This is a genomic window from Lacinutrix iliipiscaria (assembly GCF_042686125.1).
Taxonomy (GTDB): domain Bacteria; phylum Bacteroidota; class Bacteroidia; order Flavobacteriales; family Flavobacteriaceae; genus Oceanihabitans; species Oceanihabitans iliipiscarium.
Genome location: NZ_JBHUOV010000010.1, coordinates 1 through 26,818, shown reverse-complemented (window position 1 = coordinate 26,818; position 26,818 = coordinate 1). Strand labels below are relative to the sequence as shown.

Below are 26,818 nucleotides of genomic sequence, written 5' to 3'. Positions count from 1 at the left end.
AGGCATTGATTTTAAACGAAATAAACCAGGAGTCCATTGAATTAGATGAAAATAATCTGAATGAATTAATTGGAGGTATAATGAACGGAATATTTAGTTTTTTTCCAAAAAGCGGAATTTACAACTCAATTGTGTCAAATAACGGTATGGATCTATTAAAATCGAAACAAATAAAGGCTTCCTTAATTAACCTTTATGACTATCAATATGAAAGATATGCCAATATGGATAACACAGTTGAAAATAAATATCACTACCAACTACTACCTATTATAAATAAAAAAATGGGATTTGCAGAAAACATTTCTAAAAGCCCTAACCCAGTCCTATTTGAAGAAAACTATAAAGAATTAATTTCAGAATGTAGAAATGTACATGGTATTTTGACTTCAAACAGAGATTTGCTTATTCAAATTAGCAAAGAGATAAATGAATTATTAGAATTGATTAGAATTGAGTTGCAGAAATAACGAAAGGCTAACAACGTGTATAGTTCATGCTAGCAGATGGTTAAGTGAAAGATTTATTCCTACAATTTAACTATCTTAGTTTCGCGGAAAAATACGCGTCGCTCAGCATCGCGCTTTTTTTCCATCGGATTTTTCGCCACAAGTGGCTCATCTGAGCGCAAAGCGCTTCAGCTGAAAATCCGCACGAAACCATACACGAACACGTTAACTACAATTTAAAAAAAATGAAGATCCGATTTTTAATTGCAATATTTATTTTAGCATTATCATACTCAACGAATGCACAATCTGATTATTCAAATAAGCAAGAAAACATAGGCAATTTCACCTACTTTGAACCAATATTTGTTCATCAAAATCCAAATAAACCGAATAGGTTATATCAACGATTTGAAGAAATTTCCATCATTGCTCTAGACTCTGTTTTTAAAAGGAAAAAACCACAATATAAAATAAATGAGAAATACAGTTTAAACTTAACTATCGCTGACAAAAATGAATTAATTCCATTCTTTAATTCTGAAAATAAAATAAAGACCAATATTGAATTATCTAATAGTATAAAATCTATTAGCGAAACAACTAATAATCGCTACGGAATTTTTTTTCTGATTAAAACGAAAAGTAGTTTGTCAAGTGGAACGACTCCAATTAGTAAAATACGATTAGAAATTATTGTTATTGATTTAATGCAAAACAAAGTTGTTTTTTATAAAAATTCTAAAAATTTATCTCCAAGAGACAATGGAGGTTATGCTTTCACTCTAATTAAAAATTTAGACTATATATATAAAGAAATAAGAAAACTGTAGTTAACAACGTGTATAATTAATTGCTACGCAATGTTGGTTAAGTCAACGATCTAGATAAAATTCTTATATTAGTTACTCGGAAAATTTGCAAGTCAGAGCCTTGCCATTTTCCTCCAGCGGATTTTTCGCCACAAGTGGCTCATCCAAAGCTAAAATAGCTTCGGCTCAATCCGCAAAAAATCATACACGAACACGTTGCCACCAATTAAACGAAACCAATGAAATACTACCACATATTAGAATTAATACTAGACTTTTTATCTTCACTAGCTTGGCCAATTGTAGCAATCACAATCCTTTTGATTTTAAAAGAACCATTGAAAAAATTGATTGGCAATATAAAGAAAATTGGATATGGTGGAGCTGGAATTGAAACGAACTACGCAAAAAATCAAGAAAACGAAACCACTTTACTTGAAAGATTAGGAGACGGAAATGATGAATCTTATTTGGACAATGCTCTTGCAAAATTTTCTGAATATACTTTAAATAGAGCTGACGAAATAATTGAGCAAGAAACACAAATAAGTACAGTTGAGGGATTACAAAACCAATATGACCGAATTTATAAATACTCAAAACTATTAGTTTTAATAAAGAATTTTGAGAAAATGTATGACTCAATGTATGGAAGTCAAATAAGATTTTTACAGAGATTAAATCACACAACAACCGAATCAAAAGAAGATTTAATGTTGTATTATAATAACGCAAAAGAAAACTATCCGAATGTTTATAGAGATTATAGCTATAAAGCGTATTTGAATTTTCTCTATGCAAATGGACTTGTCATTGACGAAGATGGAACGGAAAACATTTCCATAAGTGTAATCGGAAAAGATTATTTGAGATATTTACTTGAGGCAAATTTATCATTAGAAAAACCATACTAAAAAAATAACTGGTGGCAACAATGTGTATAATTCATTGCTAGTAAAGGCTTACTTATGAAAATCCTCGCGGATTTTCTATTCGGTTTGTATTTGCTAAATTAGTTGCTCAATCACGCAACGAAATCATACACTAGACCGTTGTGCTTCATTAATAAGCTAATGTTATGATAATTTAATAGGATTTATAAATATCGAAACGCGTCAAAGGCATCTTCTTTGCTAAAATCTTCAGTGGAATTTGGATAAAGCTCAAAAAACAATTTTTTGTATTTTTTGAATTTTTCCCTCGCAGATTTGTTTATACTCCAGCTTTCTAGATATCCTTTTTTCATATAATATAGAACTACCCAATACAAGGCATTGTCAAGTGCGTTGTTTTCCTTATGCTTAAATTCATTAATCATTTCATTCAAGATTAATTCTCCCTTTTCCTCATTTTCGATGGATATATAGAACGCAAAAACGGTTTCAGCATAAATGTCATCCAACAAAGTACTGTTAGGAATCTTTTCTTTCGCGATTTTCAAAAACTCCTCAACACGAGTAGGATTAAAATTCACTAACTTCCTAATGATTAAATAGATCATTTTTTCTTGTGCGATTGTTTCTTTATAATGTTCCAGCCCTATTTCAAGATATTTAATATGGAAAAAATCCGAGCTATCTTTACAAAGGCGATTTAAATTGTCTATATAGCTTTGATAACTTAGGTTTTCATAATCAATTTTTAATGCTTCATATTCGCATGTATACAGTGACAACCATTCAAGTTCATACTCGCTTTTAGAAATACTCTTTAACAGTTCATACCACATAAAAAATATTTCTGGTTTCTCATTTCTATAAGCTAACCCTAGTCTGTCAAACAGAAAGCTTATATCAATTTGACCTGATTTTGCCATTGAGATTTGGGACTCATAATCAAGATTTTCGAAAACACTTTCCAAATAAACAAACTTTTCTAATTTGTGACTATTACATTTACGGTATGCATTATTGACGTCTGTAACAATCTCATCTTGACTTAAGTAATCATATATTAGTGATTTTAATGCCAAAACTCTATTAGAATTCTCTCCTGATTCTTCAGAGCATTCCATCCTGTTGAGAAAGCTTAAGGCCTTATCGAAATTGTGTTTTTGTACTTGAATCCAAGCTATCCAAAAAAGAGAATCATTATAATGATAGGCACCTTTATAAATATCAACGTATTTTTCAAAATAAGATAGAGCCTTCTCAAGTCCTTCATCAGTTACAGTGTTCTCAGATATATATTCATACCATTCTGAAAAAAAGAACGGTATCTCATCACTCTCTAATTGTTGTTCAAGACGAGAAATAAAATCATCCAATAAACTATATCCCATAGAATAAATTATAATATCCTCAATCCTTACATTTTCATTGCAAGAAATAGCATCATCAAAATTTCCTAAGATGTAATTACCGTACCCACAAAAAGGTTCATTCGGATTATTTGATAAAATGAATTCAATATTGTTATATGTAATTTGATCTAGCTCACTACGCATTCTTGAATTGTATTTACCTAATTCGATATCAACTAGGTACTCGTATGGTATTACAGTCCACAACTTAGATATAATATTATTCTTAGGGAATTTATTCAATAGTGAATCAACCAAATCGAAACCTTTAATAAAACCATTTTGCAATGAGTAATACCTAATGCATTTTGCCAAATCTAATTTGAGGCTTTGATCCCAAACCTTATAATTCAAGTTTCTTTTTAAAACCATTTGTGCAGCCTTGTCATACTGTTTCAGTGCAAAATGTGAAGCTACTACATATCCTACTTGCTCATCCTCATCAAGTGTCACTTCATCTAATCCATTTAAGGGTAATTCATCTAAATCAAAGGCCTCGGTAATCAACTCTTTGCACTCCTCTATGTTGTCATCTTCGTAGAAGTTAATAATCTTGTGATAAATCGTTGTATCTAAATCAACAGACTTTTGGAGGTTTTCACTATAATAAAAAAGCAAATCCGCATCGCGTACCAAGCCTGCATCCGATTTGATATTATCCATTGAAATCAAGGGGTCTAACAGAAAAATGCGCTTATTATTAGTTAACGGTTCAAAGTGTATAGAAAGCAGAAAAGTTATGAGTCCCAAAGAAAATAATATAATTAATCCAAAATGTATGCTTCCAATTTTTTTTCCTTTGATTTCCAAAAATTTAAGTAAGGATATTATTATTATTAAAAATGTAGTGATGATAATGACTTCTATGGAACCAGAATTAAAAATTGCCTTTACGGTAGAAAAAAAATAATACCAAAAGCCATCTTGGTGAGAACTAATCATCTCATCACTATAGGAACTAATTGAATCTCCTGCGCTATATGCTGTTAATTCCCTGACCAATAATGAAGACAAAATGAAAAGAACACTTATTAACGTCTTTCTACGGAGGATGTAGTCAAGAATTTTTTCTAAAAAAATGCTAATTTTTCTCATAGTGTATGAAATTACGAATTTATTTCATTGGCTACTAATCTATTAGAAATTTTACATTAACTGAGAATAAGTTATAATGAATGACAGAAACAAAGAAGTTATGTATCAAATAAATTAATTGAAGTGGAGCATAATATGTTGTCTAAAAATGTAAAAACTAAAAAAATAACGAAAGCACAACACCGTGTATAATTAATTGCTACGCAATGTTGGTTAAGTCAACGATCTAGATAAAATTCTTATATTAGTTACTCGGAAAATTTGCAAGTCAGAGCCTTGCTATTTTCCTCCAGCGGATTTTTCGCCACAAGTGGCTCATCCAAAGCTAAAATAGCTTCGGCTCAATCCGCAAAAAATCATACACGAACACGTTGTGGTTAATTTCACTAAATAATATTTTAGAACTTCAATAAAAAATACGTACAAGTGCGTATTTTTTAATTATAGATTATATTCTATATTTGTTAAGTTGCAAAATAAAATATCAAAATCTATACTCATTTATAAGTAGAGTTCACTCATTTAAGATTTTTAATAGATTCTTTAATCTTTAGATTTGAATAATTAACTTTAACCAAATGTATATGAAACAAAAACGATTTAAAAACTATCTAAAACTAGGATTATTACTCTTTGGAGTTTCTCTTATGTTCGTTAATTGTCAAAAAGATGATGATTTTAAAAATGAGCAAACCAATCAAAATATAAACCCCTATAAAATTTCAAAAATTAGCCTTAATGATATAAAACGTAAAGGTCATTTTGAAATAGTAAAACCAAAAATTAAAACTAAAGAAGAAATAGAGAATATCCAAAATTTAAAAACCTATAATAGTATATATAATTTTAAAATTGATACCGATTATGTGACTTATATAGAAAATTCAGATGGCTCTTACCATTCATACACTTTTCCTGTAATTTATGAAATTGCTAAAGACTCTCTTGACAATTTATTAATTTCATTACAAAAAGATGGGACTTATAGTGCGTTTTTAGTAAAGTATAATACAACACCACAGGAAAAATTAGATATTGAGGATGGAAATCCTGTAGATTTAACGGATAAAGTATTTTACACAGCAATAGATGATGATGTTTTAATTAAAAGCATTTTAAACGACGAAGGATTAAATACTAATCTTTCTAATAAAGAGGCCTGTGGACAAACTATTGTTACATCCTGTTACTATGAAGTTGAAGCCCATGAAGACGGTCATTTCCCTAGTGGAGGACCATGTAATGGTTGGCAAATGGTAATTACTAACAATTCATGCGAAGCCGGTTCTGGAGGTACGGGTGGTTATACTCCTCCTGACGGTAATCAAACTTTCCCTAATACTGGAAACACAAATACCAATACTGGAGCTACAAATAATGGTGGAAGCAATACACAAGAAAATGATGATGTAACATCTCCTATTACAACTTGTACCAGAGATTGCCCAGAAGAAGTACAACCTGAACCATGTGAGAAAATCATCAATCTTTTTGAAGATTATCCAACGTATAAAGATGAACTTATAGCACTTGCAGCAAAAAGATTTGAAACCGTAGAGAATGGCATTTTTATTGATACTGGTAATGATGCAGAACCTGTTGAAAATTTACCTACAGGTACTAATGGCTTTGTTAACTTTGATGCTTGCAATAACTCTAATAGAATAATATCTGTGGCGCATACACATAATAGTCCTAGTACATCAACATATTCTATATTTTCTGATGGCGATTTGAGAGCTTTTGCAAAAGGACTGCAATGTGGTAAAATAAAGACCAATAAATTTGTGGCTTTTTTAATAACTGCAGATGGTACATATTATGCTTTAACTATTGATAATGTATCAAAACTTAAAGAATATTATCACTTTTTACCATTATTAAACCCTCCTTATGATATTGAAAAACAACAAGAATATTTTAATAGTTATAATGAATATCTGCCCATGTTTAATGATTATTTTAATGAAAAAGAAAATCCTGATAGCAAAATCAAAAAAGGAAGTGAAGATAATTTAGTAGATGAAAAAGCTTTTTTAGAAATGATATTAAATTATGATTTAGGTGTTTCTCTTTTTGAAGTCAACGATAATTTTGATGACTTTACCAAAGTAACATTAGACACTACTATAAATGAAATAATTCCAGAAGATTGTCCAAACTAAAAAATTCAATACATTATGAAAAATTTAATATATTTAATAGCGTTACTAATTGGCATTACCTCTTGTAGAGCACAAGAAGTAGTTAACTTAAACACACTAAATCAAGGAAATAATGAAAATAAATACTTTAAAGATTTAGATAATAATTTCACACCATTTATCGGTATTTGGCAATATCAAAATGGTAATCAAATATTTAGAATAACTCTCTGGAAAGTGGAAATGGTAGAGAGCAAGAATGGCATAAAACCTTCCTATTTCAAAGATAGAATAAATGGTCATTATGAAATTATTGAAGTAAACACATTCGGAGAGGAAACTGTTATTAAAACATCAAATAAAAACATAAAAAACTCAACTACACCATATCTTCCTGTAATTACTGGTGGCTCTATCGATGGCACAAATTTAGGAGGAAGTATCCTAGATAATACAGTAGACGATTCATCAAGGTTTTCTGCTTTTGGTATTGAAGGTGGTTTTACATTTCAAATTATTCCAAGTACAACTCCATTACAAGCAAATTGGTCTTGTGATATTAGAAATTCTTTACAATTAAGTGACTATCCAACAGTATTTAGTTTTCCTAACAATATCACATTAACTAAAATGGAATAAAAAACTAACCACAACACTGTGTATAATTCATTGCTGGTTATAGCTTACTTACGAAAGTCCTCGCGGACTTTCTATCTGTGATTTATTTGCTAACTTTAGTGCTTAAACACGCAACGAAATCATACACTAGACCGTTAGCTCTAATTTAAAATGAACCATGAAATTGAAAAATTATTTTTTCATTATTCTATTATCAATCATACTTGTATCATGCTTTTTTGGAAATAACCCTTCATCTTCAAAAAAAATAACTAAGGATTTTTGGCTGAATTGGTTTGAATTTACTACTGATAGACATATCTTATTCAGCTTCTCGGATAATGGAGACGTTGGAAATATTGTAGTTGAGAATACAGTTTATGCTGTTGGATTTAATGATGATTTCATTATCGCAAAACAACATCCAATTATCAATACTGATAATATTGGAAAACCAGTACCGAATCTTGAAATAACCAATTACATTATCATAGATATTAGAAATCATGAAAGTGGAAACTCTAATAGTTTTGATGTTCACAATTTAAATAAAAATGGATATCTTCTAATGAGAAAAAGTTTGGAAGTTCCAGATGACTTAACTTTTTCATTCTTCAACACTGAATTCAACAAGTAAACTAGAGCTAACAACGTGTATAATTAATTGCTACGCAATGTTGGTTAAGTAAACGATCGAGATAAAATTCTTATATTAGTTACTCGGAAAATTAGCAAGTCAGAGCCTTGCCATTTTCCTCCAGCGGATTTTTCGCTACAAGTGGCTCATCCAAAGCTAAAATAGCTTCGGCTCAATCCGCAAAAAATCATACACGAACACGTTACGCACAATTACTCGGAACAAACATTGTTACGCCTTTTCATCGATTAACTAAACATTCAATACTTTCAGTTTTACTCACTCAACTCTGAAAAAATAAAATGGAATTTCTGCTCACTCAAACTCTGAATTTTTGCTTACTCTAACGCTGAAAATCACTCAATCGGAATTTTAGCAAGTTTGCGGAATGAATCACTCAATCGTTAAATGCTACAAAGCGTTTTAAAAAATACTTTTCGCTATCAATCGTAAAAGCAAAACTAAAGTTTAGCTTTTCTCTTTTTTATTAAACGGATTTTTTGCCAAGCTGAACGTTCTTACTCTACTCTTTCGTAAAAGTGCGTAACAACGTGTATAATTTATACTGCTGCTATCCTTCAATAAAAAATCCTATCTTTATCAAACATCTGATTTGCTTCTGAATCTGACTTACGTCTGATTCAGTACAAATCATACACGAACACGTTGTGCGTAATGCCCGAAAACCAAGTGAATAAATAAATGAACAAGACACTTTTTAGTTTTTTAGAAAATTATCAGAATTCGGATGATTTACACGCTCTTCTTATAAAATATAATCTTGACGAAATAATTACTAAAGCTATTGATAGTATTAACGGAAAACTAAATGGAAATGAGTTCAATGAATTACCTAAAATATCTGGAATTATATTAAACGATATAAATGGAATTATATCAAACATTAACAATCGTAATGAAAAAAAGCAAATTGAATATTTGTTAAGTGATATTTTTCAAGACTACATAAAAAACATATCAATTCAAGACAATTCAGATACAGTTATAAATGACATAATCGAAAACTTAAAAATCGCTTGTGAATATAGAGGTTATGATTATAATATATTAACTCAAATTCTTGGGTTAGAGAAAACTAAAGTTTTAAAACCAAAATCTATAACAAAAAAAACTTACTATGAATGGCTTGGAAAAGAAACAGAACTTGATGAAATAACTAAAGATTTAGCTGACAAAAAAATAATTTATTCAATTAAGGAATTCAAAAAACTATTCAAACCAATAACTGATAGCTTCTATGTTAAATTTAACAAGAAATATAAAGACGAAATCATTGTGTTTTTTCAACTTTTAAAAGATAAAAAACTCATAAAACCAAAAGGTACGAGTGGACATTTTGCACCTCTAACCCAATATTCAGTAGATAATGAAAATGTTTTTTTAATAAAAAAAGCGATAAATAAAGAACACGAAAGAATTAAGAAAAATGTTGTGAGACATCAAGAAATAAAGGAAAAACTAACAGTCGTAATTGAAAAAAATCTAATAAAAAAATAGACTTTGAAAAGACAATGGTCATTGTCCACCTAAAATCAATCTAACAGTAATGTAGGTTTGTGAAATAATTAAAAAAATAAAAAAATGAATTTACACAGAATTATTATGAGTAACAATTTAAGAGAAGCTGATGCTATCGTCTTAAGAAAAAAGATTCTAGGAATGGTTGACCATTTTGCAATATTTGTTGGCTACAGAGGAAACAATCCTATTTTTGTTGCTAATTACAAAGATGGTGTTAGAGAAGTTTCTAATTCAGAAATGAAAGAGGTTTTAAAAACACTACAGCCAACAGCAATCCAAAAGTTTAAAGGAAACGAATATCAAAGAAGAAATGCCACTAGAAGAGCACTATCTAGGGTTGGTGAACGAGCATACAATTATGTAAGTAATAATTGTGAACATTTCAAAAACTGGGTACATACTGGAGAACATAGAAGTGAACAAGTAAATAAAGCAGGAAACATTGCTTTAACGGTTGCAACTGGAACAGCTGTAAACGCCATTGTGAATAAAAGTGCAAAATCAGGAGCAATTGCTGTCGGTTTATTATTATTGGGAGCATTTTTAAAAGATGTTGCTGAAAACAATTAAGCACGTACGCACAACAACGTGTATAATTAATTGCTACGCAAGTTGGTTATGTGGAAGATTTTATCCTACAATTTGTATATTTATCTAATCGGAAAATTAGCAAGTCTAAGCCTTGCCATTTTCCTCCAGCGGATTTTTCGCCACAAGTGGCTCATCCGAAGCCAAAAATAGCTTCGGCTCAATCCGCAAAAAATCATACACGAACACGTTGCCAGTAATACCTAAATGAAAATAGAATACGAAAACCTTCGAAATACTATTAAGAGAAAACATAGCTTTAAATATAAGCCTGAGTTTACAGAATCTTTTAAAATTGATATTGAAGATAATCAGGTAATTCCATTAATTATTGAGGTCTTTGAAAAATTAGAATGGCCAATTGTATACAGAGATAAAAAATCAGTTGAAGCAAAATGCCAAGGAGATTTCAGTAAATTGGTTGGAAAACTAACCATAAAACAAATCAATTCAAATCGTATTGAAGTTAATAGTAAATCACTTGAAGGAAACTTTTTTGATTTCGGGAAAAACTCAAGAAGGACAGGATTGTTCATTGCTCTTTTTCAAAAATTAGCAACCGAATATAAAATTAGTGGAAAACTTTCTGAATTAGTAACTGAATATGAAAAAGAAAATAATTGGTCGGATTATGAAATTCCGTCTGAATTACCAAAACCAAAAGGATTTGTAAAACCGAATTTTGGGTTATCAATGGCTGGAGGTTTTGTTATTGCAGTTATTTTCGGGATTTTGATTGGGTTTTTAACTGTAAATTTCATCTATTTAATTGGAATTTATGAACTAGGAATTGGATTCGGAATGGGTTATTTCATTGGCCAAGTTTTAAAGAAAACGAACTACATGAACTTTAAATCAATCCAATTCATCATTGGAGGAATGGTGCTAGTAATGTTTATCACTAATCTATTTACACAATATCAATTAATAATAACAGAAAACAATATTTCAGATCTTGGCTTTTTCGAATTTATGAAATTACGTCTTGAAGGTGGATTGAATATTAAGGATTTAAATACTGGTTGGATTGGATTAACTTTGAGTTGGGTTTTTCAAATTGTTTTTCCATTTATTTTGGCTCAAGCAAAGGTTGCTGGAATTACTATAAATTATATAATTGAAAAGATTCCAGAAAAAGTCCTAGAATATACTATTTATCTATTCGAAATGGGTAAATCGGAAAGTGAAGTTAGAGCAGAATTAGCACAAAAGGGTTGGAATAAAAAATCTGACCAAGATGATGTTATTCTAGCTATTGCTGAAATAAGTGGATTACATCAATTTAACCGAGATTAGAAAGCACTACTGGCAACAACGTGTATAATTAATTACTACTGAATTTCCTTAGCGGAAATTCCTCGGAATTAATTAACTTGTGTCTTAATCGGAAAATCCAAACGGATTTTCCCGTAACTAATTCATACACGAACACGTTACCCACAATTTGACCAAACAGACCGAAATGGAATGGTATAGAAAAAAATCTTGGACTGAAAATGATAAAGAACATTTCTTTGCAAAACTTAAACGTGCTCGAAAAGATAACAGAGCGGAATACTTAAGGATTCAAGCTGTTGAATTAATTGAGACAGATAAACCTAAATTACTTGAAATTGCTGAATCTCTGCTCACTCAAATGCTGAATGAATATCCAGACGAGGATTTTAGTATTGGTTCAGCTTTTGATTCGCTTGGAGACATTTACCAAAAACAAGACAAAACTGAAAAGGCGATTGAATTTTATAAAAAAGCTGTGGATTTTGAAAAGAAATATCCAAATATTAAAACCCAAGCATATTTAGGCTACTCTGAACTGATTATAAAAACGGATAAAACCGACAAATTTGATTTTGTCAAAAAAATAATTTTAGAAAGATTTAATGAAGTGTTTTTTCCGATTGAGAGATATAAAACTGCTTCAATATTATCGATTATTTATCATAGACAGAATTACTTGGAATTATCGGAAAAGTATGATCAAATTGCGGAACAATATGCGAATAAAGAAACTTCTGGTTTACGATATCATAAATATTTAGGAATTGTAACTGAACGAACTAATTGACTTGACAAACTAGTTAGACGGAAATAAAAACTGTGGGTAACAACGTGTATAATTAATTGCTACGTTGGTTAAGTCAACAATCTAGATAAAATCCTTATATTAGTTACTCGGAAAATTCGCAAGTCAGAGCCTTGCCATTTTCCTCCAGCGGATTTTTCGCCACAAGTGGCTCATCCGAAGCCAAAAATAGCTTCGGCTCAATCCGCAAAAAATCATACACGAACACGTTATATACAATTGCTCGGAACAAACATTGTTACTCCTTTTCATCGATTAACCAAACATTCAATACTTTCAGTTTTTCTCACTCAATTCTGAAAAAATAAAATGGAATTTCTGCTCACTCAAACTCTGAATTTTTGCTTACTCAAAATCGGATTCTCACTCAATCGGAAATTTAGCAAGTTTGCGGAATGAATTACTCAATCGCTAAATACTACAAAGCGTTTTAAATAAAACACTTTTCGCTATCAATCGTAAAAGCAAAACTAAAGTTTAGCTTTTCTCTTTTTTTGTTAAATGGATTTTTTGCCTAGCAGAACGCTCTCACTCTACTCTTTCGCAAAAGTATATAACAACGTGTATAATTTATACTGCTGTTAACCTTCAATAAAAAATCCTATCTTTATTCCAACATCTGATTTGCTTCTGAATCTGACTTACGTCTGATTCAGTACAAATCATACACGAACACGTTGTGTGTAATTTGAGCGACCTAACTAAAAAACAAACTGAATGGGAATATTTGGGAATCTATTTGGAAGTAAAAAACTAAAAACGACTGACTCTGATTTTGGAGAAATTGAGAGTTTTAGTACGAGAGGAAATGATGTTGGTTGGCAAGTGAATAAAAGATTTTTGGATTTTGATATTGAAATTTTAATCGCAGGAAATAAAGATGGAATATCTGAAAATCAAAAGCGGATTTTACTCAAAGCGCTGAATAACGAAACGGAAATAAAATCTGAATCGGAAAAAGCTCTTAAAGAACAGTTTGAAAATGCAGAAATGGAATTCGTGTCGATTGAAAAGCATTTTGAACTGAAAGGAATATCAATGCGTGATGAAGGGTTTGAAATGGCGTTTCAGGAAAAAGAAGGACAAAATTACTTTTTCAATGTACATTTTGAGAATAATAAACAAGTTGGAGTTTCGATTGAAGGATAAAAATCGGAATAAAAACTACACACAACAACGTGTATAATTCATGCTAACACATGAACTTCAATTTTAATTTATATCTTTAAACAAACGTATGATTTACTTGGAAAAATAGCAAGACACAGCCTTGCTCCTTTTTTCCATCGGATTTTTCGCCATAAATGGCTCATCCAAAGCGAAACTCGCTTCGGCTGAAAATCCGCACGAAACCATACACGAACACGTTGCCAGTAATTATGAAAAAACTCTTGCCCATAATTATAATCTTTACTTTCAATTTAAGTTTTAGTCAAATAGACAAACTAAAAGGCAATTGGATTTCTGAAAAAAATGAAGCAATTTCGATTATAGATACACTTGATTCATTCAATGGTTTAATGAATGAAACTAAATATGAATATTTTCATTTAAAAATAAAGTCTGACACTTTAATTTTTCGACCTTGGCATAGTTCAACCGACAACGCTATTCTAAATAGATTTGAATTAAAACTTATTGTTAATAATGAAAATTCTCTAACAATTCAACCTATTTCAAAACTGTCTATAGATTTCTTTAAAACGGATTCACCAATAACTTTTATAAACCAAAAGCAAATCATTGACAAATCTTTTGTGTTTGAAAAACTAATTTTCCACTCGTCTTCCTGTTTTGGTTCGTGTCCAATTGTTCACTTGGAAATTTCATCAAATAGAAAACTTAAACTAACTGGAAATTATTACCAAGAAAACTCTAAAAAGAAAGACGAAAAACGTTCAGGAAACTACAATGGTGAATTAACACAAAATGAATATAATAGATTAATAGATTTAATCATTAAGTCAAGAATTACAACCTATGGAGATACAGATAAAAACGCAAATTTTTGTTGCGATGGTTCTATAAAAACTCTCGTTTTATACCATAACGGAAAAAGAAAATACTATAAAGCTATGTTCACCCCTCCTCTTCTGGATGAGCTTATTTCATTTTTATACAATATTGATAAAGAAGCCATCTTAACTAAAACAAGAAACGAATTTGAATTTGAAAAATAACTACTGGCAACAACGTGTATTGTTCATGCTACTTATGGTTAAACAGAAGATTTTTTCTTACTTTTAAACAAATAACAAATCTGAAAAATCGCAGACAGCCAGCTGTCGCGCTTTTTCTCCAGCGGAATTTTCGCCGTAAACGGCTCATCCTAGCGCAAAGCGCTCGGCTGAAATTCCGCACGAAACCATACACGAACACGTTAGGCACAATTAGAAAGAACCATTGGAATTAATCAAAAGCACAAAATCGAAAACTGGAAAAGGTCTGACTTACTCTGTTGGACTGAAACAAATCTCGGAACTCTTATCAGAAGTGGAAATTTATGATAAGTTGAATATTTGGTTCAATAACCATGAAGGTGGCGGAATGGGACTTTTTATTCCTGGAGGAAACACATTAAATTATTTGAAAGGGAGTTCTAAAGAATTATTAAGATTTAATATTCTGATATCTGGAAATTATTCCACGCCATTAGATAAATGGGCAATTATACTTCACGCTGTTAAGGCAGAAATCAGTAAACCTACAAAAGAATTTCTAATTGAAATCGGAATCCCACGGTTGCGGAATTGGTTTGAATCTGAAAAGTCTGAAACTTGGTTTTATGGTCGTCGCTATTTCCAAATTGGACTGAATGAAAGTCTTACAGAATTTTGTGTTTTAGAAACTCAAAATGACCGAATTATTAAAAAAGAAATAAATAACTGTGCCTAACAACGTGTATAATTAATTGCTACGTAAGTTGGTTATGTGGAAGATTTTATCCTACAATTTGTATATTTAACTAATCGGAAAATTTGCAAGTCATAGCCTTGCCATTTTCCTCCAGCGGATTTTTCGCCACAAGTGGCTCATCCGAAGCTAAAACAGCTTCGGCTCAATCCGCAACATAATCATACACAAGCACGTTAGCTTTAATTGCTCGGAAATTATGAAAAACATACTTTTTGTTTGTTCTGCTAATAAGCAAAGATCTAAAACTGCTTCTGATTATTTTTCCGAAAAACTACTAGATTTTAATTTTGATTCTGCTGGTACCAATCATAAAATCTGTAATAAAGAAGGAACTCAACCTTTAACTATGGAATTAATGAATTGGGCTGATTTAGTTATTGTAATGGAAGAAAAGCATAGAAAGTTAATTGTGGAAAATGGTGGATCAGAATTCGGAAAAAAAATAAAAGTTTTGTCAATTCCTGACAAGTTCAAGTATTATCAAAAAGAATTAATTGACTTATTAGAACAGAAAGTTAAACCATTAATGATAAACATTTAATTAATCTTTTAACTTTGAAAAATTACTCTCACGGATTTTTTTACTCAAACGTAAAATGCTACAAAGCGTTTAAAAAAACACTTTTCGCTATCAATCGTAAAAGCAAAACTAAAGTTTAGCTTTTCACTTTCTTTGTTAAACGGATTTTTTGCCAATCTGAATGCACTCACTCTACTCTTTCACAACTCAAAGCTAACAACGTGTATAATTTATACTGCTGTTTTCCTTCAATAAAAAAATCCTATCTTTATTCCAACATCTGATTTGCTTCTGAATCTGACTTACGTCTGATTCAGTACAAATCATACACGAACACGTTGTAGGTAATTAAAAGAAACTAATGAGGTGGATTAAACTTTTAAGTGCTTTAGGAAAAGCCAGATTTAGAACAAAACTTAATGGTTCTGAAACTTCCATCTTTAACTTTAGAGTTTGGGTGACTGATATTGACATTTCTGTTATGAATCACGCAGCAATAATGACTATTTTCGAAATGGGAAGAGCTGATTTTATGGTTCGAACAAACTTTTTTAAAATAGCAACAAAAAACAAATGGTTTTTTCCAAACCAAGCTATTAGCGTTCAATTTTATAGACCTTTAAAAATGTTTCAAAAGGGAACAGTATATACAAAGATGTCATTTGTTGATGAAACTTATTTTTATTTTGAACAGAAAATCATGAGGAAAGGGAAACCTATAGCTTCTTGTTTTGCGAATGGATTAGCAAAAAAAGGAAGAGAAACTATTCCAACTTCTGAAATAATAAAAGCTTTGAAAATTGATTTAGATGATGTACCAACTGATAGACATGCTCTAATTTCAATGTTCGAAGGAAAGAATGAAAAAATGACTGAAAAAATAATTGATGATTGGATATTATAACTACCTACAACAACGTGTATAATTAATTGCTTCGCAAGATGGTTATATGAACGATTCATTTCCAATTCGTATATTTAACTAATCGGAAAATTTGCAAGACAGAGCCTTGCTATTTTCCTCCAGCGGATTTTTCGCCACATGTGGCTCATCCAAAGCTAAAAATAGCTTCGGCTCAATCCGCAAAAAATCATACACGAACTCGTTAGCAAACAGTTGAAATGACGTACGGAAAAATCATAATCTTAATTGGAATCGTAATTGGGTTTCTGCTGTTTAAAAAAACTAAACCGAATTTCTTAAAAGGAATACTAATTGGTTTGATTCTAAGTTTCGGAATATCCTTTTTTAAAGTAGACCTTTTAGCAAATATTTCGTTCTTATCTTTTGGAATTCTGAGCTTTATATTCTCTGTATATAGCGGAATAAATAAGAAATGGCTGAATCTAATTATAGGCTTATTTGCTTTTGTCTCGTTTTTATTCAAGTTAATGCATTATCCTTATGCCAATGAAATTAAATTATTAATGGTAATTCCTATTTTATGTTATTTACTAACTTTTAGAAAATTGGAAACATATAAAACTGAATTATCCATTTTAACAATCTTTATAGCTTATGAATTAAGCGAGTTTCTTAAACTAACTGAATTATGGCTGAATTAAAAACCGATTTGCTAACAACGTGTATAACCAATTGCTAGTTTGTGTGTATTCGGAAAATCCTGCGGATTTTCCTATTGGTTCGGTTTCTTTTGTTAACTTAGTTCTAGCCAACGCAACAAGCCATACACGAACACGTTGTACTTCATTATCAGAAACCACTAACCAATGATAAAATTCTTTAGAAAAATTCGCCAAAATTTACTTATGGAAAACAAAACTGGAAAGTACTTTAAATATGCCATTGGAGAAATTATTCTTGTTGTAATTGGGATTTTGATTGCCTTATGGTTAAACAATTTAAACACAATATCTCAAAATAAAGAAAAAGGAGATATTATGTTATTAGAAATTAAAGAGAACCTTATATCTGATACCTTATTAATTCGTGAAATATCTACTTTCAACGCGGAAAAGAGTTCTGATATAAGAAAATTTATGCAGATTGCGGCAGAAAAGAAAGTGTCTCAAGAACTTGGCGAAAAAATGTTCCAACTTTTATCAGATGGTAAATTATTTACAAATGCAAGTTTCAAAAGTAATAGCACAGGTTACAAAACTCTAACCAGTTCAGGCAATATTGAAATAATCGCTAATACAGAATTGAGAAATCAACTGACTCAATACTATCTAATAACTTCCATAGCAGCATTTGATGAATTAATAAACCTAACTAGGTCTTTTAAGTATTATATTTTACCAAAAGTCACGAATAAGGAGTTCGTAAAAAAGGTTACTAATCTTGATTTTCAAATACGAAATCTCGAAGACCTTAAGCTTAATGAAGATGAAAAATTGGTTAGCGATTTAATCTTAATTCTTACTAATATCAATTACAATGAACAAGCATTAGTAGAACTAAAGAAAGAATTGGTTCATCTCATTGCATTAATTGATGAAGAACTTAAAAAATAACGAAAGTACAACAACGTGTATCGTTCATGCTTACACATGAACTTCAATTTTAATTTATATCTTTAAACAAACGTATGATTACTTGGAAAAATAGCAAGACTCAGCCTTGCTCCTTTTTTCCATCGGATTTTTCACCTGAACGGCTCATCCTAGCGCAAGGCGCTTCGGCTGAAAATCCGCACGAAACCATACACGAACTCGTTGTGCTTCATTATCAGAAACCGCTATCACATGATTAAATTCTTTAGAAAAATTCGTCAAAATTTGCTTATGGAAAACAAAACTGGAAAATATTTCAAATACGCAATTGGTGAAATCGTTCTAGTCGTAATCGGAATTTTGATTGCTTTACAAATTAACAATTGGAATGAAGTTAGAAAAGTAAATAAAAAAGAATCGCTCATTTTAAATGAACTTCTTAATTCAATAAATAAAGATTTACAGGCATACGAAGATTTTCTAATCCCTAGAATTGAAAAAAAAGAAAGTGGATTAGATAGTTTACAGACTTATATGTTTGATAAAAAAATAATTCAAGATTCTCTTTTTTTAGATTTTTATGCAAATTTAAAGCAAGACGTTTATATGCGATTTGATAATGGACCTTTTGAGGCTCTAAAATCAAATGGTTTAGACATAATTAGTAACGATTCTTTAAGGACAACAATTAATAATGCGTACACTACCGAATTACCACTCTACACTTTCTTTTCCAATGATTTGTACGATGAAACTAAACCTGAAATTTTTGAATTGCAACATAAGTTTATAAAGTTAAAACAAGTACTACATAAAGATGGGCGGAAACACATCCATTTTGATTTAAAAGTCCACGATATACTGAAAAATCAAGATTTTCTTTGGGTTTTTGATATAGAACGTCGAAAGTATCAAGAGTATAAATCACGTTTAAAACAAATAAAAACTACTTTATTGGAACTAAAAACAATGATAGAAAGTGAATTAGAAAAATAACGAAAGCACAACAAAGTGTATAATTAATTGCTACGCAATGTTGGTTATTTGGAAGATTTTATCCTACAATTTGTATATTTAACTAATCGGAAAATTAGCAAGTCAAAGCCTTGCCATTTTCCTCCAGCGGATTTTTCGCCACAAGTGGCTCATCCAAAGCTAAAAATAGCTTCGGCTCAATCCGCAAAAAATCATACACGAACACGTTAGCTACAATTTGAAATAACATTTTTATGAAATATCAAATTATGATAATAGCATTATTCGTTTTAGGGTTAAATTCAAAAACGCAATCGCAATTTAAAATAGAAAATGATTATTTACTTAAAGGTAAATTACTGACAAAAATTGATGAAAATATTCCTCAATGCGGAATTGCATCTATTGCAACTGTTGTGGAATTTGAAATTATTAATTTCACTGATTCTAGTTATTCGGAAAGAATAATTCCTGTGATTTTCGCCTGTCCTAACCCGAATCAAAGTGGATTATTTGAAGTTGGAAAAACTTATGAAATAGTTTTGAATTGCAACGAATCGGATTTATCTAAATGGGTTTTCTGGGAATCTTCTAAAGAATCTCTAACGAAATACAAAATGAAAAAAAAATATTGGTTCACTGAACTGAAAAAATAAACTGTAGCTAACAACGTGTATTGTTCATGCTAACACTTGAACTTCAATTTTAATTTATATCTTTAAACAAACGTATGATTACTTGGAAAAAACGCAAGACACAGCCTTGCTCCTTTTTTCCATCGGATTTTTCGCCATAAATGGCTCATCCAAAGCGAAAGTCGCTTCGGCTGAAAATCCGCACGAAACCATACACGAACACGTTGGCAAAAATAAGAAATGAAGAAACTATTTAATACTTTATCATTAATAATGTTAATACCGATTTTTACGGATTTTACCTATAGTCAAGAATTTAATTGGGTAAACATAATTGGAGGTAATGGTGTTGATTCAGGAACAACAATATCAATTGATAGTAATGGTGATACATATTCAATAGGTTCCTTTTCAGGAATCATAGATATTGATCCAGGTCCGGAAACTATGGATGTTGGCTCCTCTACAGGATCAGTTGAGGTAAATAGCCAATATTTACAAAAATTAAATTCCAATGGAGAACTTATTTGGGTAGATACTTTTGATTTAAATGAAAAAAGAATGCATTCATTGGAACTTGATGACGATGAAAATATTATCGTCACTGGCTCATTCAGAGGTGAAGCTGATTTTGACCCAAGTCCTGATGAATTTATTTTAGAATCAGGATCTTATTTAGATTTTTATCAATGGAATATATTTGTTCAAAAACTTGACCCTTCTGGAAATTTAATTTGGGCAAAAGCATTGATTGGTTTTCATACTATTGATCTTGAAGTTGGAAACGGATTTCATTATTCTCGTTTTACAATTGATAATTATGACAATATTTATATTTCAGGTTCTATGCCAATCACAAGTATAATAGATTTTGATCCTGGAGTCAATGTTTTTGAGCTTTCGGGTGAAGGTAATTTTTTATTGAAATTAAATTCTAATGGTGATTTCATTTGGGCAAGGAAAATGGAACCACGTGTAACATCTTTTTCTTTTGATAGTGATAATAATATGGTTTTAGTAGGATCATTTTTTTATTCTATTGATTTTGATCCAGGTCCAGAAGAGGAAATACGAACTGCCATAGATATTACTACTGATATATTTATTTTAAAACTTAATGAATTTGGTGATTTTATTTGGGTAAACACCTATTCAGGTATTAGTATAGATAGAGCTAACAGTGTTGCAATTGACAATTCAAATAATATAATCGTTACTGGAATTTTCCGACAAACAATAGATTTTGATACAAGCTCTGAAGTTTTTGAACTTTCTACTATAGAAACCAATGACGGTCCAGATGTTTTTATATTAAAATTAACCGAATCTGGAGATTTAATTTTTGCAAAACAAATAGGTGGTGTTTATAACCAGATAGATAGAGGTTTGGTTTTAGACAATATGAATAATATTTACGTAACAGGCAATTTTTCTGGAACAGCTGATTTCGATCCAAATTCAGACGTTTATAACCTTACTAGTTCTGGATTCGATGATATATTTACTATGAAATTAGATTCTGACGGCATATTTGGTTGGGCAGTATCTATTCAAAGTGAATCAGACCTAAGTTCTGAAGCAATTGCTATAAACCATTCAATGGAAGAAATATATCTTACAGGGTTTATTAGAGGTATTACTGATTTCGACCCGACTGAAGAAGAAGCAATATATAGTTCAAACAATGGTTTACCAGATATTTTTGTTTTAAAACTAGGATTAGAATCATTGGATATAGTGGAATTTGATTCAGAAACTACTCGAATATTTCCAAACCCAATTAAAAACAATTTTATAATAAATGCCAAATTTAATGGTGATTTGGAGTTATATGATAGCCTTGGGAAATTTGTAAAAACTACTAAAATTCACCCTTCAAATAATATTATTAATGTCGAGCATTTGCAAAGTGGAATTTATTTTGCAAAAATAAAAACTGAAAAAGGGATTGAAGTTTTAAAATTAATTAAGGAATGACAATCGAATTTACTTTTGCCAACAACGTGTATAATTAATTACTTCTGAATTTCCTCATCGGAAATTCCTCGGAATTAATTAACTTAGTCTTTCGTCGGAAAATCGTAACCGATTTTCCGTAACGTAATTATACACGAACACGTTGTAGTGCATTAAAGAAAAAATGAACGAAACGACAATATTCATAACTATAATTGGACTATTAATATTAGTCGCAACAATCCTCATTCTGAAAAACAAGCATCTGAAAGAAAAACAAACAGAGTTAGATATTGTTAAGACTGAATTGAATACAAAATATGAGAAACTACTAAAGGAAGTTTCAACGATTGAACGTGTTGCTTATGACAAAGGATATGAGGATTCGGAAAGGAAAAACAAACTGACTGTTAGAATTGACCCAATCGAACACGAATCTGGTTCAAACTGGTGGATTGTAAATAATAAAAAAATTGAAATAGGATTTGAATACTCTCTCTTATACGATAATTTACCATTAGATTTTAAACCAAGTAGGCATATAATAAAATCAATAAAAACCTCTGAAATTAACGAAGAAAATTTACAGAAAATTATAAGCGGAATTGAAACAATCGAGAATTTAAAAAGTGGAACTTTCTTGGTTAATAAATCAATAAAAAATGTAAAAAGCGGATTATTAAGCAAATTCGGAAAAAAAACCTAATGCCAACAACGTGTATAAAAAATTGCTAAATTAGTGCTTAACCAAAGGTCGTTGCTTTTTTGTTACGTCTGATTTTCCTTCGGAAAATCCTCGCACACAAAAACGCAACTTTCCATACACAAACACGTTGCCACCAATTAAAAAAACGCATTACCTCAAGCAAATGGTTCGTTCACTCATTCATTGTTTCGGAATTTGATTTTAAAGAATAGTTTAGGAACACTAGAATAATTATGATAAGACATCTGATTAACCGAAAAATATTGAATTTAATATTTCTGTTCTCGACAGTTCTGATATTCGGACAAGATTATAGATTGGAGGATTTTGAAACAGACTCAATCCCAATAAGAGAGAATCTTTGGAAAGCCAATCATTCAAAGGAAGATTGGGTTATACTGAAAACAAACGATTCAATCAAAATAAAGCCAAATGATTATAATTATTTCAAAGGAGATTCACTTCCATTCGGACAAAAAGAAGTAGCAAAAAAATTGAATAATCAGTATTCAATAAGAGCAGTCAAAAAAGTAGAAGATGGATATATTATTGGACTTAACAAGGGAGAATTTGGTGGAGGACTTTGGTTCTTATCAGAAGATGGAAACTCATCTTACGAAATCATGCCCTACAAACGAATTCATCAAATACTTGAGTTTAACAAAAAGCTATATGTGATATCAGGACTTGCTCACATGGGTTCAAACTACGGAAACCTATTAGAATTAAAAAGAGAAGAAAATTGGCGAGTTTCAAAAACTTATAAGTTACCTGGAGCGCCTAATTTAATGATTAGAGAGAAAGAAAATGTTTTGATTATTACTTCAGAATATTTAATGAGTTTCAACAAGTATGAAAAATTAATTGAGATTTTAAAAGCACCTTTTTATTGGGGAGTTTTATATCCTTCTTCAGCTATTATTATTGATAATCACATTTATATTGCAATGAGAAAAGGAATTTTAAAAATATCTGATTTCTACTATAATCGGAATTATGAATGGTACGTGAAAAAATAACTGGTGGCAACAACGTGTATAATTAATTGCTACGCAATGTTGGTTAAGTAAACGATCTAGATAAAATTCTTATATTAGTTACTCGGAAAATTTGCAAGTCAGAGCCTTGCTATTTTCCTCCAGCGGATTTTTCGCCACATGTGGCTCATCCGAAGCTAAAATAGCTTCGGCTCAATCCGCAAAAAATCATACACGAACACGTTGTGCTTCATTATGACAAACCGCTAACCAATGATAAAGTTCTTTAGAAAAATTAGACAAAATTTACTGATGGAAAATAAAACTGGAAAGTATTTTAAGTATGCCCTTGGTGAAATTGCACTTGTAGTCATCGGGATTTTAATCGCACTACAAATTAACAATTGGAACATTAAAACAATAGATGCCAAAAAAGAAAAAACGTACTTAATTGAAATAAAAGAAAACTTAAAGACAGACCTTATTACAATAGATTCTACTTTAATTTTTAACAAAACTAAAAAAGAAGCTATTTTAAATGTTTTGGAGAATTTCTCTAATTCCACATCAGAAAATGATGTAATGATCGTAAAAAATAAAGTTTTTACGCTTGGTGTGTATGAACACTTTTTTCCAAACGACTTAGGTTTTAAAAATCTTATTTCTGCTGAGAATATTACATTAATACGTGATATTGAATTACGGAAGCTTCTGCTTAAATTTTACAATTTCGATTTTAAGGGTGGAATCCAAGAACGTATGCGCCTTGTTACACGCGATTTTGTTGACTATACCGCTCCAGTGATATCTACTAAAGAGCTCTTCAAAAACATGTACAATGTAACTTTAGACATTCCTTCAAATAAAAATGTAGAATTATCTAAGGACCAACAACTGCTATCCTTATTATGGATTATGGATACGGTTATCGATTTTCAGAATAACCTCCTTTTAGAAACAAAAAAAGACATCCAAAAACTAATAGGCACTATTGAAAATCAATGATAAAATTTTTTAGAAAAATTAGACCGAATTTACTTTCAGAAGAAAAAACTGAAAAGTATTTCAAGTATGCTATTGGAGAAATTGTACTTGTTGTTATTTGCATTTTTGATTTCTGTCGAATTAAATAATTATTAAAAATAACGAAAGCACAACAACGTGTATAATTAATGCGATTGTCAGTTAATCAGAAGATTTTTTCTTACTTTTAATCAAACAACAAAACTGAAAAATCGCAGACAGCCAGCTGTCGCGCTTTTTCTCCAGCGGAATTTTCGCCGTAAACGGCTCATCCTTGCGCAAAGCGCTCGGCTGAAATTCCGCACAAATCATACACGAACACGTTGTGCTTCATTATGACAAACCACTAACCAATGATAAAATTCTTTAGGAAAATTAGACAAAACCTACTAATGGAAAACAAAACCGGAAAGTATTTTAAGTACGCAATAGGAGAAATTGTTCTTGTGGTAATTGGAATTTTAATTGCCTTATCGATTAATAATTGGAACGATGAACGTAAAAACGATATAAAGGAATATAAATTATTAACTGAAATGCATGGCAATCTCAAAACGGATTCCATTGATATGGTGGGAAATGTTGCACGAAATACAAGAGTACTTAAATCTGCAGAAGCTATTCAAAATCAACTTGAAAACAGAATAACTTGGAGTGATACTATGGCTACACATTATAGCCGTTTAAATACATACATAAGTAAGATAGCTATTGTTAGGTCGAGTTATGAAAATCTAAAATCAGTTGGATTTGATATTATCAAAAATGATAGCCTTCGTGGTAAAATACATGAATTGTATGCACAACAATATCCTTTTGTAGAGAGGATGGAATCGGAACATACAGAAGCGATGAAATATTCTTTATTATTACCTCAATTGACATCAAAAGTGAAGAGTATAGGCAATCGAAAATCAAAACCACTGGATTTAAATGCACTCATGAATGATAATTCATTCAAGGAAACAATTATTTTGTACATAAATGCTCAAAAAGGTTTTATCGGTTTATATAAGAATTTACAACAATTACAGTTTGAGCTGATTCAGATGATTGAACAAGAAATCATCAAAAAATAATAACGAAAGCACAACAACGTGTATTGTTCATGCTAACACATGAACTTCAATTTAAATTTATATCTTTAAACAAACGTATGTTTTCTCGGAAAAACAGCAAGACTCAGCCTTGCTCCTTTTTTCCATCGGATTTTTCGCCACAAGTGGCTCATCCTAGCGCAAAGCGCTTCGGCTGAAAATCCGCACGAAATCATACACGAACACGTTGTGCTTCATTATCTAAAACTCGAGTTAATAAATTGTCTTACCTTTCGAGAAACCTTCTAGCCAATGATAAAATTCTTTAGAAAAATTAGACAAAACTTACTGATGGAAAATAAAACTGGGAAGTATTTTAAATATGCTATCGGAGAAATTATCCTTGTGGTAATAGGAATTCTAATTGCATTACAGATTAATAACTGGAATGAAAATCGAAAATCACAAAAACTAGAAGCACAGATTTACACAGAACTAAAAAGTGATTTACTACAAACTAGAAATGATATAAAAAAAACAATTTCTAAGCATAAAGAAATATTCAAATCAAGTCAACAGCTTATAACTGATATCTATGATAAAAAATCAAATTCTCAAACAATTTATGAGTCATTGACAACTTCCAGTACTGAATTTCAAATTATTCCTAAAACAAGTGCTTTTGAAAATTTAAAAAACATTGGATTAAACACGTTATCTAATGACAGTCTACGTATTGCTGTAACCAATTTATTTCAATTAAATTTAAAGCGATTAGACGATGAACTTGGGATGAAACAAGCTGAGATTAATATTACAAAGCTTATTCAACCTTTTCTATTCAAATATTTGATTGCGGATTATAGCCAACCAACAAAATATGGGTTTATACATTCTGATTCTATATCTATTTACAAATTGAGAATAAATAATTACGATAAATTTTTAAATGACAATGACCTTATGAAAAATTTACAATTAGCTCTCTACAATAGAGGTAGAATAATTGATGAAGAAACAGAAACTATTAAGGCAATAGATAATGTAATTTACGGAATTGAAGAAGAACTCGATAAATTGAATAAATAACGAAAGCACAACAACGTGTATAATTCATGCTAACGCAGATGGTTAAAAGGACGATCTAGATAATATTTGTATATTTCGTAAACGGAAAAAATCTCGACACTCAGCTGTCGCGCTTTTTTTCCTTCGGATTTTTCGCCACAAGTGGCTCATCTGAGCGCAAAGCGCTTCAGCTGAAAATCCGCACAAAACCATACACGAACACGTTAGCCTTCATTATGACAACCATTAACTAAATGATAAAATTCTTTAGAAAAATT

Annotated in this window: 26 protein-coding genes; 24 read left to right on the top strand and 2 right to left on the bottom strand. The window is 30.6% G+C overall.

The window, feature by feature from the left end; all coding sequences use genetic code 11:
• The first annotated feature begins 80 nt into the window (after window positions 1-80).
• The 3 genes from ACFS5M_RS12345 to ACFS5M_RS12335 all read left to right on the top strand — a co-directional run bounded on the left by ACFS5M_RS12345 (window position 81) and on the right by ACFS5M_RS12335 (window position 2,175).
• The gene (locus ACFS5M_RS12345) at window positions 81-470 is read left to right on the top strand and encodes a hypothetical protein (RefSeq protein ID WP_379898980.1); all 390 of its coding nucleotides are present in this window, start codon (window positions 81-83) and stop codon (window positions 468-470) included.
• A gap of 224 nt (window positions 471-694) precedes the next feature.
• Window positions 695-1,282 (top strand): hypothetical protein, encoded by a 588-nt coding sequence (locus ACFS5M_RS12340; protein ID WP_183490454.1) that lies wholly within the window; start codon window positions 695-697, stop codon window positions 1,280-1,282.
• Between the two features lie 218 nt (window positions 1,283-1,500).
• On the top strand, window positions 1,501-2,175 hold the full coding sequence (locus ACFS5M_RS12335; protein WP_183490452.1) for a hypothetical protein: 675 nt from the start codon (window positions 1,501-1,503) through the stop codon (window positions 2,173-2,175).
• A gap of 182 nt (window positions 2,176-2,357) precedes the next feature.
• Here the strand turns inward: ACFS5M_RS12335 and ACFS5M_RS12330 are convergent, their stop codons facing one another.
• Window positions 2,358-4,658, bottom strand: a complete 2,301-nt coding sequence (locus ACFS5M_RS12330; protein ID WP_183490450.1) for a tetratricopeptide repeat protein — start codon at window positions 4,656-4,658, stop codon at window positions 2,358-2,360.
• Window positions 4,659-5,242: 584 nt separating this feature from the next.
• Here ACFS5M_RS12330 and ACFS5M_RS12325 point away from each other — a divergent pair.
• The 12 genes from ACFS5M_RS12325 (at window position 5,243) to ACFS5M_RS12270 (ending at window position 16,610) form a co-directional block, all read left to right on the top strand.
• Window positions 5,243-6,823, top strand: a complete 1,581-nt coding sequence (locus ACFS5M_RS12325) for a hypothetical protein (protein WP_183490448.1) — start codon at window positions 5,243-5,245, stop codon at window positions 6,821-6,823.
• 15 nt (window positions 6,824-6,838) lie between these two features.
• Window positions 6,839-7,441, top strand: coding sequence for a DUF6705 family protein (locus tag ACFS5M_RS12320; protein WP_183490446.1), 603 nt, complete (start codon window positions 6,839-6,841; stop codon window positions 7,439-7,441).
• Between the two features lie 157 nt (window positions 7,442-7,598).
• Window positions 7,599-8,057 carry a hypothetical protein gene (locus ACFS5M_RS12315; protein WP_183490444.1) on the top strand — a complete coding sequence of 153 codons (459 nt, stop codon included), beginning with the start codon at window positions 7,599-7,601 and terminating at the stop codon, window positions 8,055-8,057.
• Window positions 8,058-8,759: 702 nt separating this feature from the next.
• Entirely contained in the window at window positions 8,760-9,575 is an 816-nt protein-coding gene (locus ACFS5M_RS12310) for a hypothetical protein (RefSeq protein WP_183490442.1), read from the top strand.
• A gap of 84 nt (window positions 9,576-9,659) precedes the next feature.
• On the top strand, window positions 9,660-10,169 hold the full coding sequence (locus ACFS5M_RS12305) for a lecithin retinol acyltransferase family protein (protein WP_221267601.1): 510 nt from the start codon (window positions 9,660-9,662) through the stop codon (window positions 10,167-10,169).
• Between the two features lie 225 nt (window positions 10,170-10,394).
• Window positions 10,395-11,483, top strand: coding sequence for a hypothetical protein (locus ACFS5M_RS12300; protein ID WP_183490441.1), 1,089 nt, complete (start codon window positions 10,395-10,397; stop codon window positions 11,481-11,483).
• 166 nt (window positions 11,484-11,649) lie between these two features.
• Complete coding sequence (locus tag ACFS5M_RS12295) at window positions 11,650-12,252, top strand: hypothetical protein (RefSeq protein WP_183490439.1); 603 nt, start codon at window positions 11,650-11,652, stop codon at window positions 12,250-12,252.
• Between the two features lie 735 nt (window positions 12,253-12,987).
• Window positions 12,988-13,419: a hypothetical protein gene (locus ACFS5M_RS12290; protein WP_183490436.1), complete on the top strand. Its 432-nt coding sequence runs from the start codon at window positions 12,988-12,990 to the stop codon at window positions 13,417-13,419.
• Between the two features lie 230 nt (window positions 13,420-13,649).
• On the top strand, window positions 13,650-14,450 hold the full coding sequence (locus ACFS5M_RS12285; RefSeq protein ID WP_183490433.1) for a DUF6438 domain-containing protein: 801 nt from the start codon (window positions 13,650-13,652) through the stop codon (window positions 14,448-14,450).
• 223 nt (window positions 14,451-14,673) lie between these two features.
• Window positions 14,674-15,165, top strand: a complete 492-nt coding sequence (locus ACFS5M_RS12280; RefSeq protein ID WP_183490431.1) for a hypothetical protein — start codon at window positions 14,674-14,676, stop codon at window positions 15,163-15,165.
• Between the two features lie 217 nt (window positions 15,166-15,382).
• Window positions 15,383-15,727 (top strand): phosphotyrosine protein phosphatase, encoded by a 345-nt coding sequence (locus ACFS5M_RS12275; protein ID WP_183490428.1) that lies wholly within the window; start codon window positions 15,383-15,385, stop codon window positions 15,725-15,727.
• Window positions 15,728-16,067: 340 nt separating this feature from the next.
• Entirely contained in the window at window positions 16,068-16,610 is a 543-nt protein-coding gene (locus tag ACFS5M_RS12270; RefSeq protein ID WP_183490425.1) for an acyl-CoA thioesterase, read from the top strand.
• 647 nt (window positions 16,611-17,257) lie between these two features.
• On the opposite strand, the gene ACFS5M_RS12265 is transcribed toward ACFS5M_RS12270, so the two are convergent.
• Entirely contained in the window at window positions 17,258-17,467 is a 210-nt protein-coding gene (locus ACFS5M_RS12265) for a hypothetical protein (protein WP_183490422.1), read from the bottom strand.
• A gap of 9 nt (window positions 17,468-17,476) precedes the next feature.
• Here ACFS5M_RS12265 and ACFS5M_RS12260 point away from each other — a divergent pair, with 9 nt between their 5' ends.
• From ACFS5M_RS12260 to ACFS5M_RS12220, 9 genes are all read left to right on the top strand, one after another.
• Window positions 17,477-18,184 carry a DUF6090 family protein gene (locus ACFS5M_RS12260; RefSeq protein ID WP_183490420.1) on the top strand — a complete coding sequence of 236 codons (708 nt, stop codon included), beginning with the start codon at window positions 17,477-17,479 and terminating at the stop codon, window positions 18,182-18,184.
• A 231-nt stretch (window positions 18,185-18,415) separates the two neighbouring features.
• On the top strand, window positions 18,416-19,159 hold the full coding sequence (locus tag ACFS5M_RS12255; protein WP_183490460.1) for a DUF6090 family protein: 744 nt from the start codon (window positions 18,416-18,418) through the stop codon (window positions 19,157-19,159).
• 233 nt (window positions 19,160-19,392) lie between these two features.
• On the top strand, window positions 19,393-19,794 hold the full coding sequence (locus ACFS5M_RS12250) for a hypothetical protein (protein WP_183490417.1): 402 nt from the start codon (window positions 19,393-19,395) through the stop codon (window positions 19,792-19,794).
• A gap of 219 nt (window positions 19,795-20,013) precedes the next feature.
• Window positions 20,014-21,750, top strand: coding sequence for a T9SS type A sorting domain-containing protein (locus ACFS5M_RS12245; protein ID WP_183490414.1), 1,737 nt, complete (start codon window positions 20,014-20,016; stop codon window positions 21,748-21,750).
• 163 nt (window positions 21,751-21,913) lie between these two features.
• Window positions 21,914-22,435: a hypothetical protein gene (locus tag ACFS5M_RS12240; RefSeq protein ID WP_183490411.1), complete on the top strand. Its 522-nt coding sequence runs from the start codon at window positions 21,914-21,916 to the stop codon at window positions 22,433-22,435.
• A 233-nt stretch (window positions 22,436-22,668) separates the two neighbouring features.
• Window positions 22,669-23,454, top strand: a complete 786-nt coding sequence (locus ACFS5M_RS12235; protein WP_183490408.1) for a hypothetical protein — start codon at window positions 22,669-22,671, stop codon at window positions 23,452-23,454.
• A 231-nt stretch (window positions 23,455-23,685) separates the two neighbouring features.
• Window positions 23,686-24,417: a DUF6090 family protein gene (locus ACFS5M_RS12230; protein WP_183490404.1), complete on the top strand. Its 732-nt coding sequence runs from the start codon at window positions 23,686-23,688 to the stop codon at window positions 24,415-24,417.
• A gap of 410 nt (window positions 24,418-24,827) precedes the next feature.
• Window positions 24,828-25,514: a DUF6090 family protein gene (locus ACFS5M_RS12225; RefSeq protein WP_183490401.1), complete on the top strand. Its 687-nt coding sequence runs from the start codon at window positions 24,828-24,830 to the stop codon at window positions 25,512-25,514.
• 270 nt (window positions 25,515-25,784) lie between these two features.
• Entirely contained in the window at window positions 25,785-26,561 is a 777-nt protein-coding gene (locus ACFS5M_RS12220; RefSeq protein WP_183490458.1) for a DUF6090 family protein, read from the top strand.
• Window positions 26,562-26,818: the final 257 nt, after the last annotated feature.

Bases quoted from the DNA above. Each gene is read 5' to 3' on its own strand.
- ACFS5M_RS12245 (WP_183490414.1), top strand. From the start codon at position 20,014: ATGAAGAAACTATTTAATACTTTATCATTAATAATGTTAATACCGATT.
- ACFS5M_RS12295 (WP_183490439.1), top strand. From the start codon at position 11,650: ATGGAATGGTATAGAAAAAAATCTTGGACTGAAAATGATAAAGAACAT.
- ACFS5M_RS12290 (WP_183490436.1), top strand. From the start codon at position 12,988: ATGGGAATATTTGGGAATCTATTTGGAAGTAAAAAACTAAAAACGACT.
- ACFS5M_RS12240 (WP_183490411.1), top strand. From the start codon at position 21,914: ATGAACGAAACGACAATATTCATAACTATAATTGGACTATTAATATTA.
- ACFS5M_RS12305 (WP_221267601.1), top strand. From the start codon at position 9,660: ATGAATTTACACAGAATTATTATGAGTAACAATTTAAGAGAAGCTGAT.
- ACFS5M_RS12325 (WP_183490448.1), top strand. From the start codon at position 5,243: ATGAAACAAAAACGATTTAAAAACTATCTAAAACTAGGATTATTACTC.
- ACFS5M_RS12315 (WP_183490444.1), top strand. From the start codon at position 7,599: ATGAAATTGAAAAATTATTTTTTCATTATTCTATTATCAATCATACTT.
- ACFS5M_RS12235 (WP_183490408.1), top strand. From the start codon at position 22,669: ATGATAAGACATCTGATTAACCGAAAAATATTGAATTTAATATTTCTG.
- ACFS5M_RS12340 (WP_183490454.1), top strand. From the start codon at position 695: ATGAAGATCCGATTTTTAATTGCAATATTTATTTTAGCATTATCATAC.
- ACFS5M_RS12310 (WP_183490442.1), top strand. From the start codon at position 8,760: ATGAACAAGACACTTTTTAGTTTTTTAGAAAATTATCAGAATTCGGAT.
- ACFS5M_RS12260 (WP_183490420.1), top strand. From the start codon at position 17,477: ATGGAAAACAAAACTGGAAAGTACTTTAAATATGCCATTGGAGAAATT.
- ACFS5M_RS12220 (WP_183490458.1), top strand. From the start codon at position 25,785: ATGATAAAATTCTTTAGAAAAATTAGACAAAACTTACTGATGGAAAAT.
- ACFS5M_RS12300 (WP_183490441.1), top strand. From the start codon at position 10,395: ATGAAAATAGAATACGAAAACCTTCGAAATACTATTAAGAGAAAACAT.
- ACFS5M_RS12225 (WP_183490401.1), top strand. From the start codon at position 24,828: ATGGAAAACAAAACCGGAAAGTATTTTAAGTACGCAATAGGAGAAATT.
- ACFS5M_RS12255 (WP_183490460.1), top strand. From the start codon at position 18,416: ATGATTAAATTCTTTAGAAAAATTCGTCAAAATTTGCTTATGGAAAAC.
- ACFS5M_RS12275 (WP_183490428.1), top strand. From the start codon at position 15,383: ATGAAAAACATACTTTTTGTTTGTTCTGCTAATAAGCAAAGATCTAAA.
- ACFS5M_RS12345 (WP_379898980.1), top strand. From the start codon at position 81: ATGAACGGAATATTTAGTTTTTTTCCAAAAAGCGGAATTTACAACTCA.
- ACFS5M_RS12250 (WP_183490417.1), top strand. From the start codon at position 19,393: ATGAAATATCAAATTATGATAATAGCATTATTCGTTTTAGGGTTAAAT.
- ACFS5M_RS12230 (WP_183490404.1), top strand. From the start codon at position 23,686: ATGATAAAGTTCTTTAGAAAAATTAGACAAAATTTACTGATGGAAAAT.
- ACFS5M_RS12270 (WP_183490425.1), top strand. From the start codon at position 16,068: ATGAGGTGGATTAAACTTTTAAGTGCTTTAGGAAAAGCCAGATTTAGA.
- ACFS5M_RS12335 (WP_183490452.1), top strand. From the start codon at position 1,501: ATGAAATACTACCACATATTAGAATTAATACTAGACTTTTTATCTTCA.
- ACFS5M_RS12285 (WP_183490433.1), top strand. From the start codon at position 13,650: ATGAAAAAACTCTTGCCCATAATTATAATCTTTACTTTCAATTTAAGT.
- ACFS5M_RS12330 (WP_183490450.1), bottom strand. From the start codon at position 4,658: ATGAGAAAAATTAGCATTTTTTTAGAAAAAATTCTTGACTACATCCTC.
- ACFS5M_RS12320 (WP_183490446.1), top strand. From the start codon at position 6,839: ATGAAAAATTTAATATATTTAATAGCGTTACTAATTGGCATTACCTCT.